The following is an 18,507-nucleotide window of genomic DNA, read 5'->3' on the forward strand; positions in this document are numbered from 1 at the left end:
AGGCTGGCCGCAGAAGACAGGGGAGCACGTGCGAGACGTGCTGAGAGTGCGGACCAGCCGCAGACCCTCCGAACCTGATCCGGCTAGCACCGGCGATAGGGAGTCCACCCACCATGACGCACGCACGCGTTCGCGCTGCCCTCACCACGTCTGCTGTTGCGGCACTCGCCGCCCTGACGCTCGCGGGTTGCAGCCTCACCGGCACCGAGGATCCGTCGTCCCCGGCGACGTCCGCCGCCGAGGGCCAGGGCGAGGGCCAGGGCGAGGGGGCTGGCGGTGGCGGCACCGTCGTGCTCGCCACGCACGAGTCCTTCCACCTGCCCAAGAAGCTGGTGAGGTCCTTCGAGGCCGAGACCGGCTACACCCTCGAGGTGCGCGCCGCCGGTGACGCCGGCACCCTCGCCACCAAGCTCAGCCTGACCGCGGACAACCCGATCGCCGACGCCGCCTTCGGCATCGACAACACCTTCGCCTCGCGCCCGCTCGGCGAGGGCGCCTTCGCCGAGGTCACCCCCTCGGTCGCCCCGCCGGAGGAGTACGTCCTGCCCGAGGGCGGCGACCGCCTCGTCCCGGTCGACTCGGCGAGCGTCTGCGTCAACGTCGACACGGCGTGGTTCGCCGAGGAGGGGATCGAGCCCCCGCGCACCCTGGACGACCTCACCGACCCGGCGTACGCCGACCTCCTCGTCACGCCCGGCGCCTCCACCAGCAGCCCCGGCATGGCGTTCTTCCTGTCCACCGTCGCGGAGTACGGCGACGACTGGCAGTCCTACTGGACCGACCTGCTCGCCAACGGCGCCAAGGTGGTCGACGGCTGGGAGGACGCCTACTACGGCGACTTCACCGCCGGGTCCAAGACGGGCACCCGTCCGATCGTGGTCTCCTACGACTCCTCCCCGGCCTTCACCGTGGTCGACGGGAAGTCTACGACCGCGGCGCTGCTCGACACCTGCTTCCGCCAGGTCGAGTACGCCGGCGTGCTCGCAGGGGCCGACAACCCGGAGGGTGCCGAGGCCTTGGTCGACTGGATGCTCTCCGACGAGGTGCAGAGCGCGCTGCCGGAGGCGATGTACGTCTTCCCGGTGATGCCCGACGTGACCGTGCCCGAGGACTGGGCGGCGTTCGCACCCCAGCCCACCGACCCCTACGAGGTCGCGCCCGAGGAGATCTCGGCCAACCGCGAGCAGTGGCTGACCGAGTGGACGGACGTCGTCTCGCGGTGAGCACTCCTGTGGGTCGAGGAGGGCGCTCTGCGCCCGTCACGAGACCACAGGTGCGCCGACTCCTCGCCCTCCTCGCCCTGGCCGCCGCGCCGGTGCTGGTGCTCGGCGTCCTCTTCGTCCTGCCGGTGAGCGGCATGGTCGCCGAGGGGTTCGTGGCCGACGGCCGCTTCGCTCCCGGAGCAGTGCTCGACGTGCTCGCCCGTCCGCGTGTGCACCGGGTGGCGTGGTTCACGGTGTGGACCTCCGGGGCCGCGACCCTGCTGGCCGTCGTGCTCGGCCTGCCGGCGGCGTACGCCCTCCACCGCCTCGCGCTGCCGGGCCGAGCGGCGGTGCGTGCGGCGATGCTCGTGCCGTTCGTGCTCCCGACCGTCGTCGTCGGGGTGGCCTTCCGCCAGCTGCTCGGCGAGGGCGGGCCCCTCGGCTTCCTGGGCCTGGACGGGACTCCCGTCGCGATCGTCTGCGGACTGGTCTTCTTCAACGTCGCGGTCGTCGTCCGCACCGTCGGCGTCGCCTGGGAGTCGCTCGACCCGCGCCCGGGGCAGGCGGCCGCTGCCCTCGGCGCCTCGCCGTGGCAGGTGCTGCGCACGGTGACCCTGCCTGCCCTGCGGCCGGCGATCGTCGGTGCCGCGAGCATCGTGTTCCTCTTCTGCGCCACGGCGTTCGGCATCGTGCTCACCCTCGGCGGGGTCAAGCACGCGACCGTCGAGACCGAGATCTACCTGCTGACCACGACGATCTTCGACCTGCAGGCAGCGGCGGCGCTGTCGGTGCTGCAGATCGTCGTCGTGGTCGGCCTCCTGGCCCTCGCCGCGCGACTGCGCGCGACTCCCGACCCGACGGCCCACCGCACCGTCACGCCCGTCCGTGCCGTACGACGCGGCGACGCCCCCGTGGTCGTCGCGACGCTGCTCGTGCTGGGAGCGATGCTGCTGCCGATCCTCACGCTGGTGCTCGGCTCGCTCAGCGTCGGCGAGGGCTGGGGGCTGGACAACTACCGCGCGCTCTCGACGTCCGGCGACGACCAGGCACTGCTGGTGCCGGTCACGACGGCCCTGGTGACGAGTCTGCGCACTGCCGTCGACGCGACCTGGATGGCCCTCCTGGTCGGTGTGCTGGTGGCCACGATCGTCACCCGCCGCTCGCACTCGGTCGCCGAGCGGCGGGTCCGCTCGATCCTCGACGGCTTCTTCATGCTGCCCCTGGGGGTCAGTGCGGTGACACTCGGCTTCGGCTTCCTCATCACCCTCGACCGACCTCCCCTCGACCTGCGCGACTCGCCCCTGCTCGTGCCGATGGCCCAGGCGCTGGTGGCTCTCCCGCTCGTGGTGCGCACGCTGACGCCGGTGCTCGGTGGCATCGACGACCGTCAGCGGCAGGCGGCCGCGTCCCTCGGCGCGTCGCCCTGGCGCACCCTCCTCACCGTCGACCTGCCGGTCGTGTGGAAGCCGATGCTCGCGGCCAGCGGGTTCGCGTTCGCCGCGTCGCTGGGCGAGTTCGGCGCGACGTCCTTCCTCGCCCGCGACGACAGCCCCACCCTGCCGGTGGTCATCTTCCGGCTGATCGGTCACCCCGGTGAGATGAACTACGGCATGGCGCTCGCCGCCTCCGTCGTCCTCGCGGCCGCCACGGCCGTGGTGATGCTCGCAGTCGAGCGGCTGCGCGTGCCTGGTGTGGGAGCGTTCTGACCGTGCTGTCACTGCGCGGGGTCTCGGTCCGCTACGGCGACACCGTCGCCGTCGACGAGGTGTCGCTCGACCTCGCCGCCGGTCAGGTGCTCGCCGTGCTCGGGCCTTCGGGGTGCGGCAAGTCCACCCTCCTGCGCGCCGTCGCCGGGCTCGAGCCGCTCTCCGGGGGATCGATCTCCGTCGACGACGCCGACCTCGCCGGCGTACCCACCCACAAGCGCGGCTTCGCCCTCATGTTCCAGGACGGCCAGCTCTTCGCGCACCTCACGGTCGCCCGCAACGTGGCGTACGCCCTCCGGCTGAGGCGTACGCCCTCGGCTCGCCTGGCCGCCCGGGTGCGGGAGCTGCTCGAGCTGGTCGGGCTGTCGGGCTACGACGACCGCCTGCCCGGCACCCTGTCCGGCGGCGAGCGGCAGCGCGTGGCCCTCGCGCGAGCCCTCGCCGTCGAGCCGCGGCTGATCCTGCTCGACGAGCCCCTGTCGGCGCTCGACGCGACCCTGCGCGAACGACTGGCCGCCGACCTGCGCGAGATCCTGCACGCCGCCGGCACGACCGCGTTGCTGGTCACGCACGACCACGACGAGGCCTTCGCGCTCGCCGACCGGCTCGCCGTCATGCGCGACGGACGCGTGGTGCAGTCGGGCGAGATCGACGAGGTGTGGCGCGAGCCGGTGGACGAGGAGACCGCGCTGTTCCTGGGCTACGCTCGGGTGGTCCGGGGCGAGGCGGCGAGCGAGGTGCTCGACGCGGCCGGCCTGCCGGCGGCGCCGGCGGTTGCCCTCCGGAGATCGGCTCTCGTGGCGGACGGGGCCGCCCGGGGGATCCGGGCGAGGGTCGAGTCGGCCCGCGTGACGCCCGAGCAAGTGCGCCTCGTGGTGCACGCCGACGGCATCGGCAGGCTGGACGCGGTCGCCCCGCTGGGCAGTCGGGTCTCGCCCGGCGACGAGGTCGCGCTCCGCGTCGACGTGACGCGTCTCGCGGTCCTGCCGATCACGCCCGGCGCTTGACCCGTCCCTACACTGACGTCCGTGTACAGACCGGCCTATGCCCTTCTCGTGGGAGTCGCTGCCATCATGGGCGCGCTGGCTCTGACGGCCGCGTTCGTGCTCGACCGCCCGCTCGTCGACCCCGAGGGCTTCCTCGGCCCGTCGTGGCTGAGGCTGCCGCTGCTCGTGCTCGGCGCCTTCCTGCTCGACCTGCTGCCCCGCACCCTGTGGGCCTCGAAGATGAAGCCCGCGCTGATGCCGGAGCTGGTGCGAGAGCGGATCCGCAGCCACTGGGACCGGGAGCGGGTCATCCTGGTGGTGCTGGGCCTGGTCTCCTTCTACATCACCTACGTCTGCTACCGGAACCTCAAGTCGTTCCTGCCCTTCATCATGGGCGAGGACAAGTACGACCGCGAGCTGCACCTCATCGACCGGGCGCTGATGTTCGGTCACGAGCCGGCGACGATCCTGCACACCGTCCTCGGCACCGGGATCTCCGCGCACTTCCTCTCCACGATCTACCTGTGGTTCCTGCCGCTGGTGCCGCTGGCGCTCGCGGCGTGGCTGGTGTGGTCGCGCAACATCACCTTCGGCTACTGGTTCGCCACCTCGCAGTGCCTCGCCTGGGCGCTCGGCACGGCGTCCTACTACGCGCTGCCGACCCTCGGCCCCGGCTTCCAGTACAGCTACCTCTACACCGACCTCGCCACCACCGGCTCGACCGCCTTGATGGAGTCCCTGTCCTACGGACGGTGGGGGGTGCTACGCAACGGCGCCGAGGGCTCGGTGCAGTCAGTGGCCGGCTTTGCGTCCCTGCACGTCGCGATCACCCTGCTCGTGGCGCTGATGGTGCAGTACACCCTCCGCAACCGGGTCCTGCACATCATCTTCTGGGCGAACTTCGCGATCACCGTCGTGGCCACCCTCTACTTCGGCTGGCACTACATCGCCGACGATCTCGCCGGGGTGGTCATCGCCCTGTTCTCGTTCTGGCTCGGTGGTCTCGCGAGCGGGCAGAAGTTCGACAGGCACGGGCTGGCGTCCCACCCCACCTCCACGACTTCCCAGGTGCCCGTCGAGGTCGACTGACCGTCGTACGGGGTCGCCCAACAGAGTCCCCGGATATCCGGTGACTTTCCTGCTTTGTAGGCAAAGCATCGGCTCCAAAGCAGGAGACTTGGGTGCAAAGGGAGTCACTTCGACCGCGCGGCGAGCACTCCACGGATCCGGGCAGCGAGGATCTCTGGCCTCGCCAGGTCGGCCCAGGTCGCACGAAGGCACGTCCAGCCCGTGAGCTGGCACACCAGTCTCTCGCGCTCCTTCTCGCGCATCAGGTACTCCTCGAGGGACTCCCCGTCCTTGCGGTAGCGCTCGTACTTGATCTTGCCGTCGATCTCGAGGAAGGTCGCCAGCTCGGGCCATGCGAAGTCGAGACGCGCCACGAGGTTTCCCCACTCGTCGCGCACCTCCCACTGCGGCTCGGGGCGCGGCAGTCCCTGCTTGTACGACAGGTAGGCGAAGCGATCCTCCGCTACCGACTCCAGTCGCGGATCGGCGAGCCGTAGCACGAGGTCAGCGGTGAGGCTCCCCGGCCAGCACTGGTGCTCCTCGACGGTCTGGGCAAACTCGGCGACGGTCATGGCACCCGCGTGCAGGAGTCGGTTCACCGCCACGAGTGACGCTTCCACCCCGGCGATGGTCGTCACCTCGAACGCCGAGCGCGCGGCCTTGCTGATGCGGACGCCGTTCACGACCTCGATGTCCGTCTCGCCCAGGACGCCACGATGGGGGATCCAGTCGGCACTCCGCCTGCCGGCACGCTCGGGGAGCTCGCGCGTGGTGTGTGCGACGTCGAGCGGAACGCCCCAGACCGGCACGCGGCGTTCGACGATCGAGGACACGTGGGTCAACGCCGTCGACGGGTGTGCCCGCGCCAGGACCGCGCGGCCCAGGAGCCTGTGCCGATCCTCGACGGAGAGGGACTCCCACACGTCGTACGGCACGTAGGCGCCGTACCGGATGCGGTGGAGCACCCGGGCACGTACGAGGCGAGCGATCTGGTTGTCGGTCAGGCCCTCGGCCAGCAGGTCCCCTCGCAGGCGGACCAGGCCGTGGAGGTCAGTGTTGGTGTCATCGTGCATGTTGGCGATGTCCCCGCTGCGCCTGCGCCCTACCCTCCCGGCACGCAGCCTGTGGACAACCGGGCTGTGAGCCCGCCGAAGCCAACCTTTGCACCCGAGTCTCACGCTTTGGAGGTGAGATCTCGGCTACTAAGCGTGAGGGTCCCCGGATATCCGGGGACCCTTCGCCCCATCCTGCGCGAATGACAGTCTTGTAGTTCGTCAAGCCGACACGCCGATGCAAAGTGAAAAAGTTGAGGAAAGTGTTCCCGGTGTGACGAAAGTTCACTAGCGTGCCTCGAGTTACCCGTGCGATGGGGAAGTCGCACGGGTCCAAGACCCGAGGGGAACCCCCGTGCTGTTCGCTCCACCGCTCGACCCCGCACCGGTGCCACGTCGTACGACGTCGCGCTGGGCGTCGGCGCTCGTGCTCGTCGCCGGACTGGCGCTGGGGGGACATGGCGTGGCGTTCGCGGACGACCACGACGGGAGTGACGTCCCCAGCGAGGCTGACATCGCCGCGGCCGAGAAGCAGGCGGCGGACAAGGGCCGTGACGTGGCGGACGTGCAGGCCGACCTGATCCGGGCCAACCTCGCCCTCGAGTCGGCGGGTGACACCGCGGCCCAGGCTGCCGAGGCCTACAACGGAGCCCGTTGGCGGGCCGAGGAGGCGCGCAAGGAGGCCACCCAGGCCGAGGCCGCGGCCGAGGAGGCCCGGGAGGACGTCGAGGCGCAGCGCGAGCTCTACGCCGACACCGTCGTGCGCTCCTACGAGGAGGCCTCACAGGTCCAGGGCCTCAGCGCCGTCGTCGACGCCGACGGCATCGAGTCCCTCATCGACCGCAGCGTGAGCATGGGCAACACCTCCGACGCGCTGGACAGCCAGTACGACGCCTTCACGGCCGCCTCCGCGGTCGCCGACGTCACCGCCAGCACGGCCGCCCAGGCGTCCGAGCGAGCCGCCGCGGCCGAGCTGGAGGCCGAGCAGGCGCGCGACGCGGCCGCTGCAGCCCAGGCCGACGCCGGCACCCAGGCGCAGCGGATCTCGTCGACCAAGGCCGACTTGATCGCCGAGCTCGCCGAGCTCGAGGGCATCAGCGTCCGGCTCGCCGAGAAGCGCCAGACCGCTCTCGAGGAGGCGGCCGCCGCCGCTGCTGCCGCGGCAGCACAGGCCGAGGCGGAGGCCCAGGCCCTCGCCGAGCAGCAGGCGCAGGCCCTCGCCGAGCAGCAGGCGCAGGCCCTCGCCGAGCAGCAGTCGACGCCGACGCCCACGCCGACCAGCAAGCCGACTCCCAGCGCGACGCCGATCCCCACGCCGACGCCGACGCCGACGCCGTCGCCGGTCCCCACGCCGACGCCGACGCCGACCCCCACCCCGACTCCGGCCCCGACGCCGACCCCCACCCCGACCCCCACCCCGACGCCCAGCCCCACCCCGACGGCACCGTCGGGCGACGCGTCTGCGGCGATCGCGTTCGCGCAGGCGCAGATCGGCAAGCCCTACCAGTACGGCGCCGCCGGTCCCGATGCGTGGGACTGCTCCGGACTCACGTCCGCGGCGTGGGCACAAGGCGGCAAGTACCTCCCGCACTACTCGGTCGCGCAGTACACCCAGTCATCGAGGCTCAGCGTCAGCCAGCTGGCTCCCGGCGACCTCGTCTTCTGGGGCTCGTCGAGCAGTCCGAGCTCGATCTACCACGTCGCGATCTACATCGGTGGCGGGCAGATCATCCACGCCCCACGCACCGGCCGGAACGTCAGCCAGGAGTCGATGTACTACTGGCGCGCGCCCAACTTCTTCGCGCGCCCCTGATCGTGGGCAGGGGCGCGCGTCACTTCACCTTGCGCGCGAACCGCGCTGCCAGCTCGCCCGGGTCGAGATCGCCGTCGAGGACCAGCCGCGTCGGCCAGGCCGACGTGTCGATCTTCGAGAGCTCCTCGAACAGGTCCAGGTCCTTGGCGTAGAGCTCGGCGAGCCGGGCGACGTCCTCGGCGGTCGGAGCCGTGCCGGGGATCTGCTCGGCACCGGCATGCCAGTTCTTCAGCGGCGGGACGCGCTCGAAGCGCGGCAGCCCGAGGAATTCGGTGGTGCGGTGGACGGTCTGTTCGAAGTCACCCAACATCTCGCGCAGCTCGAGCAGCAGCCACTGGTGGCGCGGGAACAGCTCGAGGCCACGCTGCAGCTGCTCGCCGTAGAACCCGCGGGCGAGCCCGGTCATGTGCCGCCACCGCATGGTGCGTACGCCGTCCGGCACCGCGTCGGGCAGCGAGGTGTGCGGCCACTCGGTGAGGAAGTCGGGCCAGTCCGGCCAGGCCAGGTTGCGCGAGCGCAGCATCACCCAGTGCGAGAACAACCGCTCGAGCGGGTCGCGGAAGACGGCGATGAGGGGCATGCCCGGGTTGTAGGCCCGCATCCGCTCCAGGGCGTGCGGCCAGTAGAGGTAGGTCGGGGTGGCATCGCCGACCAGCTGGTGGATCGGTGCCCGCCGCGGCGCGGTGTAGTCGCGGGCGTAGTCGGGAGCGGACCAGTCGACGGTCTCGTCGTCGAAGTAGTGCCGCTCCTTGTCCGGGGGCTGGCAGACGAGGCGGTGCTGGTTGAGGGTGACCGCCAGCGTCGACGTACCGCCCTTCTGCACGCCGACGACCGCGTAGTTGTAGGCCATCTCGCCCAGTGGCGTGGAGGGGGCGCGCTCGTTCATCGCGGCGAACCTACCCCCATCGCTAATCTCGGTGCCATGCCCACCGACGAGGTCCCGCCCATCGCCGAGATGCCCACCGTCGAGCCCGAGGCGCCCCAGGTCGAGCACGTCGACGACGACGCCGTCCATGCGGACACCACGGGCTACCGGCAGCCCGAGGTCGACGTCGATGCCGTCCGCACCCTCCTCGACGGGCGCTACGGCGAGGTCCGCGACCTGGTGCGCGCCAACCTCGCCGAGCACGCGCGGATCCTCGTCGACGAGGAGGAGATGAGCACCGCCGACTTCCGCGAGAGGGTCAAGGACGTCGTGGTGATGATGGCGTCCACCGGCCAGACCGGGATGGGCTTCCCCCAGTCGTACGGTGGTGGCGGCGACATCGGCGCCTCGATCGCGGCCTTCGAGACCCTCGCCTTCGGCGACCTGTCGGTCCTGGTGAAGGTCGGCGTGCAGTTCGGCCTGTTCGGCGGCGCGATCCTCCAGCTCGGCACGAAGCCCCACCACGACGCCCACCTCGCCGACCTGGTGAGCGGGCGGACCATGGGCTGCTTCGCGATGACCGAGACCGGCCACGGCTCCAACGTGCAGGCGCTCGGCACCGTCGCGACCTACGACGTCGAGGCCCAGGAGTTCGTGATCACGACCCCCGACGACGCCAGCCGCAAGGACTACATCGGCAACGCGGCGGCCCACGCGGAGCTCGCCGCGGTGTTCGCCCAGCTCGAGGTCGACGGCGTCCGGCACGGCGTGCACGCGTTCGTCGTGCCGATCCGCGAGGGCGGTCGCGTCGTCGACGGCGTACGCATCGAGGACTGCGGGCCCAAGATGGGCCTCAACGGCGTCGACAACGGGCGCATCTGGTTCGACCACGTGCGGGTCCCGCGCACCGCCCTGCTCAACCAGTTCGCCGAGGTGACCCCGGAGGGTCGCTACCTCTCGCCGATCGACAACCCCAACAAGCGCTTCTTCACCATGCTCGGCACGCTCGTCCAGGGTCGCGTCTGCGTCGGCGGCGCGGCGATCAACGCGGCGAAGGTGGCGCTGACGATCGCGACGCGCTACGCCGTACGCCGACGCCAGTTCGAGGCGACCTCGCCCGACGAGGAGCAGCTGCTCCTCGACTACGGCATGCACCAGCGCCGCCTCTTCCCGCTCATCGCCCGGACGTACGCCCTCCACTTCGCTCAGGAGGTCGTCGCCGGCCAGCTGCACGACGTGTTCACCGGCCCGGGTCCGATCGAGGAGGGCAACGACGAGCACGCCCGCCGGATGCTCGAGTCGCGCGCCGCCGGCACCAAGGCCCTCGGCACCTGGCACGCGACGCGCACCATCCAGGAGTGCCGCGAGGCGTGCGGGGGAGCGGGCTACCTCAGCGAGAACCGGTTCGCCGCGCTCAAGGCCGACACCGACGTGTTCACGACCTTCGAGGGTGACAACCACGTCCTGCTGCAGCTGGTCGCCAAGGGGCTGCTGACCGACTACGCCAGCGAGTTCGAGGACATGGACCAGTTCGGGATGGTCCGGTTCGTGGCCGGCCTGGCCGTCGAGACCGTCATCGAGCGCACCGCCGTGCACAAGCTCGTCCAGTCGGTCCGCGACCTGCTCCCCGGCGGCGACCGGTGGGACCAGGAGGCCGGCCTCCTCGACCCCAACTACCAGCTCGCCATGCTGCGCTTCCGAGAGGAGCACATGCTCGGCGGCGTCGCGCGTCGCCTCAAGCGCGGCATCGACCAGAAGATGAATCCTGGCGCCGTCTTCTCCCGGGTGCAGGACCACGTGATCGCGGCGGCCCGCGCCCACACCGAGCGGCTCGTGCTGGAGGCGTTCGTCGCCAGGACGGCAGCGCTGCCCGACGGCGACCTCAAGGTCGCCCTCAACCTGCTCAGCGACCTGCACGCCCTGACCACGATCGAGGCAGACCGGGCGTGGTTCATGGAGCACGGCCGCCTCTCCAGCGCCCGCTCCAAGGCGATCAGCCGGGAGATCAGCTCGTTGTGCCGCAAGATCCGCCCGCTCGCCGTCGATCTCGTGGACGCCTTCGGGGTGCCGGAGGAGATGCTGCGCAGCCCCGAGCTCCTGACGTGGGGTGAGTGAGATGACGTTCGGCGGACTGCCGACCCGGTGGGAGCCGCTGCAGGCGAGCCGCGGCCTCGCCATCGTCGCGCCCGGCCGCGCCTACCCGCCCAGCGCGCCGCTGCTCGACCTCACCCGTCGGGCCCTGGTGCAGCACGGCTTCGCCGTGCAGGAGCTGTGGTGGGACTCGACGTCCCGGACCGAGCAGGAGGTCGCACAGCCCGAGCCGTGGGTCCGCCGTCACGTGGCGGCCGCCCTCGCCGACGAGGACGCAGACCACGTGCTGCTGGTCGGCAAGTCGCTCGGCACCCGCGCCGCGTCGTACGCCGCCGAGCGTGGGCTGGACGCGATCTGGTTCACCCCGCTGCTGGTCGAGCCGGCGCTCGCCGAGGCCATCGCGGCCAACGCGGGCAGGCAGCTCCTCGTCGGCGGTCTGGCCGACGACCTGTGGGACGCCGCGATCGCCCGCGAGCTGGCCGACAACGGGTGCGACCTGCTGGAGGTCCTCGACGCCGACCACGGCATGGGCACCGATGACGCCGTGCGCACTGCCGAGATCCACCTCGAGGTGGCGCGAGCGGTCGACGCCTTCCTCCGTCAGACCTGACCGAGCTCAGCGCCGGAGCAGGGTGAGGAACCGCTCTGCGTCGCCGGGGCGCGGGATGTTGTTGAACAGGACGTAGGGCGAGGGCCGGCCGACGACCAGCTCGCGCAACCGCCGCAGCTCCTCGTCGGTGTGGACGTGCCGTGAGCCAGTGGTGCCGTGCAACCGGTAGTAGGTCTGCTCGGGCGTCACCGTCTCGGTCTGCATCGGGTCGACGACGTGGACCAGGTCCAGCTCGGCGCAGAGCTCGGCGAGCAACGGGGTCGGCCAGTCCCCTCGGGGCTCCCAGAGCAGCCGCCCGTCCGGCCGCTCCACCTGCGTCAGGAAGGTGCGCATCCGGGCGACGTTGTCGGCCGTCGGACGGAAGCTCCTGGGGCACTGCAGCAGCACGGCGGTGGCCCGCAGGATGCGCGCGCACTCGAGCGTCCGCTGCCAGCCCGCGATGACGGGAGTCGTGGTCCGGAAGGCGCCGACCTGTCCGCGGGCGCTGTCGGGGAGCGGGCGCTTCAGGCGACGGTAGGTCGGGCTGCTGGACTCGTGCGTGACGACCTGCCACGCCTTGATGGTGAACTCGAAGCCGGCGGGCACCTGTGCCCGCCACCGCTCCAGCACGGCGTTCGCTGGCGGCTCGTAGAACGTGTGCTGCACCTCGACCAGGCGGAAGCGGCGCACGTACGACGCCTGCGACACCGTCCAGCCACACAGCCCCACGCGAACGTCCACGGACCCAGCATCCAACTTTCTCGCTCCGATCTGTCACAGGCCCCGCCGGCCCGGTGTCTCCATGGGTGACACCGACCGAACCGACGGAGGAGACACACCATGTCCAGCAAGTTCCGCGTCCCGAAGGCCACCATCGACGGCGCCTACGGCGCAGTGATGACCCGCGTCGCCAAGCGCATGTGGGGCCAGGTGCCCGACAACGCCTACGTGCTGTGGCACAACAAGCCGGTCCTGAAGGCGCTGTTCGGCTTCGAGAACAAGGTGCAGAAGTGGAAGGCGCTCGACCCGCACCTCAAGACGTACGCCGAGATGGCCAGCGCGGGCGTGATCGGCTGCTCGTGGTGCATGGACTTCGGCTACTTCATGGCGCACACCAAGGGGCTCGACGAGGCCAAGGTGCGCGAGGTGCCCCGATGGCGCGACTCCGACGTGTTCACCGACCTCGAGCGCGAGGTGATGGCGTACGCCGAGGCGATGACGGTCACGCCCCCGACCGTGATCGACGAGATGGTCGCCCACCTCGACGAGCAGCTCGGGCACGCGGCGATGGTCGAGCTGACGATGATGGTCGCCATCGAGAACGAGCGGTCGCGCTTCAACTCCGCCATGGGCCTGGCCAGCCAGGGCTACAGCGACGTCTGCGAGCTGCCGCTGGCCGTATCCTCGGCGCCGTGAGCACGAACGGGGAGTCGGCCGAGCAGTCCACGCAGGAGTCCACTGGGGAGCTCACCCGAGATTTCCTGGCGCACCGCAACCTGCTCTTCACGGTCGCCTACGAGATGCTCGGCTCGGCGGCCGACGCCGAGGACGTGCTGCAGGAGGTCTGGCTGCGGTGGGCCTCGGCGCGGTCCGGGGAAGCGGCCGAGGAGGTGCGCGACCCGCGGGCCTACCTGGTCAGGATCACCACCCGCCTCAGCCTGAACCGGCTGCGGACCCTCGCCCGGCGCCGCGAGGACTACGTCGGTCCCTGGCTGCCCGAGCCGCTCCTCACCGCGCCGGACGTCGCCGACGACGTCGAGCTCGCCGACAGCGTGTCCACCGCCATGCTGCTGGTGCTGGAGACGCTGACGGAGACCGAGCGGGCAGTGTTCGTGCTGCGCGACGTCTTCGACCTGCCGTACGACGAGATCGCCGAGGCGGTCGGCAAGACGCCCGCGGCGGTACGGCAGATCGCGCACCGCGCCCGGTCGCACGTGGAGGCGCGCCGGCCCCGGGCGGCGGCGTCGGCGGCGGAGCAGCAGGCGGCGATCGAGCGGTTCCGCGAGGCGACGGCGACGGGCGACCTGCAGGCGCTGCTGGACGTGCTGTCGCCGGACGTCGTGCTCGTCACCGACGGCGGCGGCAAGAGGCAAGCGGCGCTGCGGCCGATCGTGGGCGTGGAGAAGGTGCTGCGCTTCCTCACGGCCGTGCGCCCGGAGTCGGTCGAGCTGGTGCCGATGTGGCTCAACGGCCAGCCGGCGATGCAGTTCGTGATCGACGGGGTCACCGACGGCGTGGGCACCGCCCTGATCCAGGACGGCGTCGTGACCGCCCTCTACCTCGTCCGCAACCCCGACAAGCTGGGCCGCCTGGGCGAGGAGGTCGCGCTGGCGCGCAGCTGACGCCGACCGGCAGACCTCAGGCGTCCGCGCCGAGGCTCTCGTCGGCGATGTTGTCGAGGTCGTTGCCGTGGCCCTCGACCTTGAAGCGCTCGAAGGAGGCGTGGACCTCGGCCTCGGCCTCGACCCGGCCGACCCAGTCGGCGCCCTCGACGGACTTGCCGGGCTCGAGGTCCTTGTAGACCTCGAAGAAGTGCTGGATCTCGAGCCGGTCGTACTTGGAGACGTGGTTGATGTCGCGCAGGTGCTCCAGGCGGGGGTCGTGGCTGGGGACGCACAGGACCTTGTCGTCGCCGCCGGCCTCGTCGGTCATCCGGAACATGCCGATGGCGCGGCACTCGATGAGGCAGCCCGGGAAGGTCGGCTGCTGGAGGATCACGAGCGCGTCGAGCGGGTCGCCGTCCTGGCCGAGGGTGTTCTCGATGAAGCCGTAGTCGGCCGGATAGGCCGTCGAGGTGAAGAGCATGCGGTCCAGGCGGATGCGCCCGGTCTCGTGGTCGACCTCGTACTTGTTGCGCTCACCCTTGGGGATCTCCACCAGCACGTCGAACGTCAGCACGTCTTCCTCCACACTCTCGGCACGCCTTCGGGCCGTCAACGACATCGAGCTCCGCCACGTCCGGCGAGGGCCCGACGCGCACTTCTAGGGGCAGTGTCGCGCACAATGGCCCCGATGCGCGAAGCGGGAGGGTCCAAACGGCGACGTGACGTACGCCACCTCGTGGTGACGTGGCTGCCGACACTGCTGGTGCTCGCCCTGCTCGCTGCCGGGGTCGGAGCCCACCGCTACGAGTGGGGTCCGCGCTACCTGCCCTGGCTCGCGGCCGACCCGGTCACCGAGCCCGAGGCCGTGCTGCCGCCGGCAGGGCTCGACCTCCCCGACTGGTCCGCCCCGGAGATCGGGGCGGAGGTCGTGGACGGATCGAGGGCGATCGCTCCGGAGAAGGTGGCGGCGGCCGTGACCCCCGAGCTGTCCGACCCCGACCTCGGTCGCCACGTCGTCGGCGCGGTGACCTCCCTGACGCCGGGCTCCGAGACGTGGACCTCGGGCGACGGGCGCTACCTCCCAGCCTCGACCACCAAGCTGCTGACCCTGGGCGCGGCGCTCGCGACGCTCGGCCCGGACCACCGGTTCACCACCCGCGTCGTGCGCGGGGAGAAGCCGCGCGAGATCGTGCTGGTCGGCGGAGGAGACCCGCTCCTGGCGAGCAAGCCGCTCACGATCGCCGAGGCCGAGTCCACCTACCCCGCCCGCGCCGACGTCAGCTCGCTCGCGCTGGCGGCCGCCGACGCGCTCGACGGGCGGGGGCGGGTCAGGGTGCGCTTCGACGACAGCCTCTTCTCCGGTCCCACGGACAACCCGGCGTGGCGCAAGGACTACGTGCCCGACGACATCGTCAGCCCGATCACCGCGCTCATGGTTGACAGCGGCCGGGAGCCGGACGGCGACGACCGGTCCGACGACCCCTCCCTGGCCGCCGCCCGGGCCTTTGCCGCGGCCCTCGACGCCGCCGGCCTGACCGTGGCCGGCGAGCCGCAGCGGGTCGTCGTACCTCCGGGGACGGAGGAGCTGGCCTCGGTCCAGAGCGCCCCGCTGTCCGAGATCGCCGAGCGCATCATCGACGTCAGTGACAACGAGGGCTCCGAGGTCGTCGCCCACCACGTCGGGCTCGCGACGTCCGGGACGGGCTCGTTCGAGGCGGGGGCGGCCGGCGTCGTCGGCACCCTCGGGGAGCTGGGGATCGACGTGGGCGGTGACGAGCTGTACGACGGCTCGGGCCTCTCGCGCCGCAACCGGGTCGCCGCCACCACCGTCCTCGCGCTGCTCCAGCACGCGGCCGGCCCGGACGGCGAGGCGATGCGCAGCCTCGTCACCGGCCTGCCGGTCGCCGGCTTCACGGGCTCGCTGACCTACCGGTTCGCCGAGGGGCCGGCGGTCGCCCGCGGGATGGTGCGAGCCAAGACCGGGACCCTCACCGGCGTCCATGCCCTCGCCGGGATCGCGGCCGGGCGCGACGGCGGGCTGATGGCCTTCGTGTTCGCGGCCGACAAGACCAGGCCCGAGGACATGTACGACGCCCCCGAGGCGCTCGACCGCGCGGCCGCCGCTCTCGCGGCGTGCCGGTGCTCGCGAGGCCCCGGCTAGGGTCCCTGTATGAACCTGGTCGACTGGGACTTCGCCGTCACCGTGGGGACCCGGGTCGCCGGGCCCGGACCCGACGTGTCCGCCGACGAGGCGGCAGCCGCCGTGGTCGAGCTCCGGGAAGGGGCCGACCGGTCCACACCCCTGGTCCGCGAGTTCACCGGCCTCCAGACCGCCGAGGGCACCGCACCTGTCCTCGTCGTCGACCGGTCCGGCTGGGTCCAGGCCAACGCCGACGGCTTCGCGAAGATCCTCTCGCCGATCGTCCACAAGCTCACCGAGAAGAAGGGCGCCCCCTCCCCGTTCGCGGAGGCCATCGGCTCGCGCGTCACCGGCGGGGAGGTGGGGCTGATGCTCGGGTTCCTCGGCACCAAGGTGCTGGGACAGTTCGACCCGTTCTACTCGCCCCACGGCCGGCTGCTGCTCGTCGCTCCCAACGTCGTCCACGTCGAGCGCGAGATCGACGCCGATCCGCGCGACTTCCGCCTCTGGGTGTGCCTGCACGAGGAGACCCACCGCGTGCAGTTCACCGCCAACCCGTGGCTGGGCGAGCACCTGATGACCCAGATGAACGCCATCGCCGACTCGATCGAGCCGACCGCGATCATCGACGCGCTGCGTCGCGGCGCGGAGGCCATCCGGGGCGGCAACGGCAGCATGCTCGACCTCGTCTCCACGCCCGAGCAGAAGGAGATCCTCGACCGCGTCACCGGGGTGATGTCCCTGCTGGAGGGCCACGCCGACGTGGTCATGGACGGCGTCGGACCGACCGTCATCCCGTCGGTGGCCCAGATCCGCACGAAGTTCAACCAGCGCCGGCAGGGCGTCGGCACGCTCGACAAGCTGTTGCGACGCCTGCTCGGCCTCGACGCCAAGATGGCGCAGTACCGCGACGGCGCCGTCTTCGTCCGCCACGTCGTCGACCGCGTCGGGATGGAGGAGTTCAACGCCGTCTGGAGCGGACCCGACTCCCTGCCGTCCAAGGCCGAGATCACCGACCCCGACGCCTGGGTCGCCCGCGTGCTGTGACGCTCCACCCCTCCATCGCCGCGGTCCGGGTCCCGGTCCGGGCCGCTCTGTCGCGGCTCTCGGAGGGCGACGTCGTCGCCGTGGCGTGCAGCGGCGGCGCCGACTCGCTCGCGCTGGCCTCGGCCGCCGTGTTCGAGGGCCACAAGCTCGCCCAGCGGATCGTCGGGGTGACCGTGGACCACGGGCTGCAGCCCGGCTCGGCCGAGCAGGCGGACCGCGTCGTCGCCCAGCTCGCGGCCATGGGCGTCGACGAGACGCTGACGGCGCGCGTCGAGGTCGCCAACGCCTCCGGCCTCGGCCCCGAGGCAGCGGCCCGTGAGGCGAGGTACGCCGTGCTGGAGGAGGTGGCCGAGCGGCTCGGCGCCCGCGCGGTCCTGCTCGGCCACACCCTCGACGACCAGGCCGAGACCGTCCTGCTCGGCCTGACCCGCGGCTCGGGCGGTCGCTCGCTGCAAGGGATGCGGCCGGACTTCGGCGTCTTCGCGCGCCCGCTGCTCGGCGTACGTCGTGACGACACGATCACCGCCTGTCAGGTCGAGGGCCTGGGGTTCTGGGACGACCCCCACAACCACGACCCCGGCTACACGCGCGTCCGGGTGCGCGACCGCGTGCTGCCGGTGCTGGAGGCCGAGCTCGGGCCGGGGATCGCCGAGGCCCTCGCGCGCACCGCCGACCAGCTGCGCGAGGACACCCTCCTGCTCGACGAGCTCACCGGTGAGGCGCTGGCTCGCGCCCGCAGGCCGGGCGGCCTCGACATCTCGACCCTGCGCCTCGAACAGCCGGCACTGCGCCACCGGGCGATCCACCGCACGGCCCTCGAGGCAGGCGTACCCGCCTCCGAGCTGACCCGCGGACACGTGCTGGACGTCGACAAGCTGGTCGTCGGCTGGCGCGGCCAGCGCTGGGTCGACCTGCCCGGCCACCGGCGGGCCCTGCGCCGCGAGGGGCTGCTCGTCGTCGAACCCGCCTGAGGCGCGGGCCGGCCCGCCGAGCGGAAATCCATCGGGTCCCGGTCGAGCGACCCCGGGCAGCGCCCTAGGCTGCCTCCCATGGACTCGTCCCACGTGGAGCACGAGCTGGTCAACATCCTCTTCACCGAGGCTCAGATCCAGCAGCGACTGGCCGAGATGGCCGAGCAGATCAGCGCCGACTACGAAGGACGCGACCTGCTCGTGGTCGGCGTGCTGCGCGGCGCGGTGATGGTCATGGCCGACCTCTCGCGGGCGATGCCGGGCCACCTGGAGATGGACTGGATGGCGGTCAGCTCCTACGGCTCCGGCACCAAGTCGAGCGGGGTGGTCCGGATCCTCAAGGACCTCGACACCGACATCAGCGGGCGCGACGTGCTGATCGTCGACGAGATCATCGACACCGGCCTGACGCTGAGCTGGTTGGTCAACAACCTCTCCAGCCGCAACCCCGCCAGCGTGGAGATCGCCACCTTGCTGCGCAAGCCCGAGGCACTGTCGATGCCGGTCGAGCCGAAGTACGTCGGGTGGGACATCCCCAACGAGTTCGTCGTCGGCTACGGCCTCGACTACCGCGAGCGCTACCGCAACCTGCGCGACATCGGCACCCTCGCGCCGCACGTCTACTCCTGAACCGGGCGCCCTCTCGCCCTGTC

General features: G+C 71.6%; 17 protein-coding genes and 1 riboswitch. Of the genes, 13 read left to right on the top strand and 4 right to left on the bottom strand.

Annotation, left to right across the window (positions count from 1 at the left end):
• Positions 1–8: 8 nt before the first annotated feature.
• A riboswitch (TPP riboswitch) is annotated at positions 9–119 on the top strand.
• From J3P44_RS22790 to J3P44_RS22805, 4 genes are all read left to right on the top strand, one after another.
• On the top strand, positions 114–1,223 hold the full coding sequence (locus J3P44_RS22790; protein ID WP_255892799.1) for a thiamine ABC transporter substrate-binding protein: 1,110 nt from the start codon (positions 114–116) through the stop codon (positions 1,221–1,223). (Overlaps the previous riboswitch by 6 nt.)
• Before the next feature lie 50 nt (positions 1,224–1,273).
• A complete protein-coding gene (locus J3P44_RS22795) occupies positions 1,274–2,908 on the top strand; it encodes an ABC transporter permease (protein WP_255892800.1) in 1,635 nt (544 codons plus the stop codon).
• A gap of 2 nt (positions 2,909–2,910) precedes the next feature.
• The gene (locus tag J3P44_RS22800) at positions 2,911–3,915 is read left to right on the top strand and encodes an ABC transporter ATP-binding protein (protein WP_255892801.1); all 1,005 of its coding nucleotides are present in this window, start codon (positions 2,911–2,913) and stop codon (positions 3,913–3,915) included.
• A 21-nt stretch (positions 3,916–3,936) separates the two neighbouring features.
• Positions 3,937–4,983 carry a phosphatase PAP2 family protein gene (locus J3P44_RS22805; RefSeq protein WP_255892802.1) on the top strand — a complete coding sequence of 349 codons (1,047 nt, stop codon included), beginning with the start codon at positions 3,937–3,939 and terminating at the stop codon, positions 4,981–4,983.
• 104 nt (positions 4,984–5,087) lie between these two features.
• Here J3P44_RS22805 and J3P44_RS22810 read toward each other — a convergent pair whose 3' ends face one another.
• Entirely contained in the window at positions 5,088–6,035 is a 948-nt protein-coding gene (locus J3P44_RS22810) for a hypothetical protein (protein ID WP_255892803.1), read from the bottom strand.
• Positions 6,036–6,369: 334 nt separating this feature from the next.
• Between J3P44_RS22810 and J3P44_RS22815 the strand changes: the two genes are divergently transcribed.
• Complete coding sequence (locus tag J3P44_RS22815; protein ID WP_255892804.1) at positions 6,370–7,827, top strand: C40 family peptidase; 1,458 nt, start codon at positions 6,370–6,372, stop codon at positions 7,825–7,827.
• Between the two features lie 19 nt (positions 7,828–7,846).
• Here the strand turns inward: J3P44_RS22815 and J3P44_RS22820 are convergent, their stop codons facing one another.
• Positions 7,847–8,713 (bottom strand): sulfotransferase domain-containing protein, encoded by an 867-nt coding sequence (locus tag J3P44_RS22820; protein ID WP_255892805.1) that lies wholly within the window; start codon positions 8,711–8,713, stop codon positions 7,847–7,849.
• 36 nt (positions 8,714–8,749) lie between these two features.
• On the opposite strand from J3P44_RS22820, the gene J3P44_RS22825 reads away from it, so the two are divergent.
• On the top strand, positions 8,750–10,807 hold the full coding sequence (locus J3P44_RS22825; protein ID WP_255892806.1) for an acyl-CoA dehydrogenase family protein: 2,058 nt from the start codon (positions 8,750–8,752) through the stop codon (positions 10,805–10,807).
• A gap of 1 nt (position 10,808) precedes the next feature.
• Positions 10,809–11,393 (top strand): hypothetical protein, encoded by a 585-nt coding sequence (locus J3P44_RS22830; protein WP_255892807.1) that lies wholly within the window; start codon positions 10,809–10,811, stop codon positions 11,391–11,393.
• A gap of 6 nt (positions 11,394–11,399) precedes the next feature.
• Here the strand turns inward: J3P44_RS22830 and J3P44_RS22835 are convergent, their stop codons facing one another.
• Positions 11,400–12,113: a DUF72 domain-containing protein gene (locus tag J3P44_RS22835; RefSeq protein ID WP_255892808.1), complete on the bottom strand. Its 714-nt coding sequence runs from the start codon at positions 12,111–12,113 to the stop codon at positions 11,400–11,402.
• Positions 12,114–12,212: 99 nt separating this feature from the next.
• Between J3P44_RS22835 and J3P44_RS22840 the strand changes: the two genes are divergently transcribed.
• A complete protein-coding gene (locus tag J3P44_RS22840) occupies positions 12,213–12,788 on the top strand; it encodes a carboxymuconolactone decarboxylase family protein (RefSeq protein ID WP_255892809.1) in 576 nt (191 codons plus the stop codon).
• Entirely contained in the window at positions 12,785–13,714 is a 930-nt protein-coding gene (locus tag J3P44_RS22845; protein ID WP_255892810.1) for an RNA polymerase sigma-70 factor, read from the top strand. The genes J3P44_RS22840 and J3P44_RS22845 overlap by 4 nt, the downstream gene beginning before the upstream one ends.
• Before the next feature lie 16 nt (positions 13,715–13,730).
• On the opposite strand, the gene J3P44_RS22850 is transcribed toward J3P44_RS22845, so the two are convergent.
• Positions 13,731–14,315 carry an inorganic diphosphatase gene (locus J3P44_RS22850; protein WP_443678178.1) on the bottom strand — a complete coding sequence of 195 codons (585 nt, stop codon included), beginning with the start codon at positions 14,313–14,315 and terminating at the stop codon, positions 13,731–13,733.
• 69 nt (positions 14,316–14,384) lie between these two features.
• Between J3P44_RS22850 and dacB the strand changes: the two genes are divergently transcribed.
• From dacB to hpt, 4 genes are all read left to right on the top strand, one after another.
• On the top strand, positions 14,385–15,857 hold the full coding sequence (gene dacB / locus J3P44_RS22855; protein ID WP_255892811.1) for a D-alanyl-D-alanine carboxypeptidase/D-alanyl-D-alanine endopeptidase: 1,473 nt from the start codon (positions 14,385–14,387) through the stop codon (positions 15,855–15,857).
• Between the two features lie 9 nt (positions 15,858–15,866).
• Positions 15,867–16,883: an Rv3626c family coenzyme F420 biosynthesis-associated protein gene (locus tag J3P44_RS22860; RefSeq protein WP_255892812.1), complete on the top strand. Its 1,017-nt coding sequence runs from the start codon at positions 15,867–15,869 to the stop codon at positions 16,881–16,883.
• Positions 16,880–17,854, top strand: coding sequence for a tRNA lysidine(34) synthetase TilS (tilS, locus tag J3P44_RS22865; protein ID WP_255892813.1), 975 nt, complete (start codon positions 16,880–16,882; stop codon positions 17,852–17,854). Before J3P44_RS22860 ends, tilS begins: the two co-directional genes overlap by 4 nt.
• 78 nt (positions 17,855–17,932) lie before the next feature.
• A complete protein-coding gene (hpt, locus tag J3P44_RS22870) occupies positions 17,933–18,484 on the top strand; it encodes a hypoxanthine phosphoribosyltransferase (RefSeq protein WP_255892814.1) in 552 nt (183 codons plus the stop codon).
• The last annotated feature ends 23 nt before the right edge of the window (positions 18,485–18,507 follow it).

This window comes from Nocardioides astragali (assembly GCF_024436375.1).
Lineage (GTDB): Bacteria > Actinomycetota > Actinomycetes > Propionibacteriales > Nocardioidaceae > Nocardioides > Nocardioides astragali.

Bases quoted from the DNA above. Each gene is read 5' to 3' on its own strand.
- J3P44_RS22790 (WP_255892799.1), top strand. From the start codon at position 114: ATGACGCACGCACGCGTTCGCGCTGCCCTCACCACGTCTGCTGTTGCG.
- J3P44_RS22810 (WP_255892803.1), bottom strand. From the start codon at position 6,035: ATGCACGATGACACCAACACTGACCTCCACGGCCTGGTCCGCCTGCGA.
- J3P44_RS22820 (WP_255892805.1), bottom strand. From the start codon at position 8,713: ATGAACGAGCGCGCCCCCTCCACGCCACTGGGCGAGATGGCCTACAAC.
- J3P44_RS22825 (WP_255892806.1), top strand. From the start codon at position 8,750: ATGCCCACCGACGAGGTCCCGCCCATCGCCGAGATGCCCACCGTCGAG.
- J3P44_RS22830 (WP_255892807.1), top strand. From the start codon at position 10,809: ATGACGTTCGGCGGACTGCCGACCCGGTGGGAGCCGCTGCAGGCGAGC.
- J3P44_RS22840 (WP_255892809.1), top strand. From the start codon at position 12,213: ATGTCCAGCAAGTTCCGCGTCCCGAAGGCCACCATCGACGGCGCCTAC.
- J3P44_RS22850 (WP_443678178.1), bottom strand. From the start codon at position 14,315: ATGTCGTTGACGGCCCGAAGGCGTGCCGAGAGTGTGGAGGAAGACGTG.
- dacB (WP_255892811.1), top strand. From the start codon at position 14,385: ATGCGCGAAGCGGGAGGGTCCAAACGGCGACGTGACGTACGCCACCTC.
- J3P44_RS22860 (WP_255892812.1), top strand. From the start codon at position 15,867: ATGAACCTGGTCGACTGGGACTTCGCCGTCACCGTGGGGACCCGGGTC.
- hpt (WP_255892814.1), top strand. From the start codon at position 17,933: ATGGACTCGTCCCACGTGGAGCACGAGCTGGTCAACATCCTCTTCACC.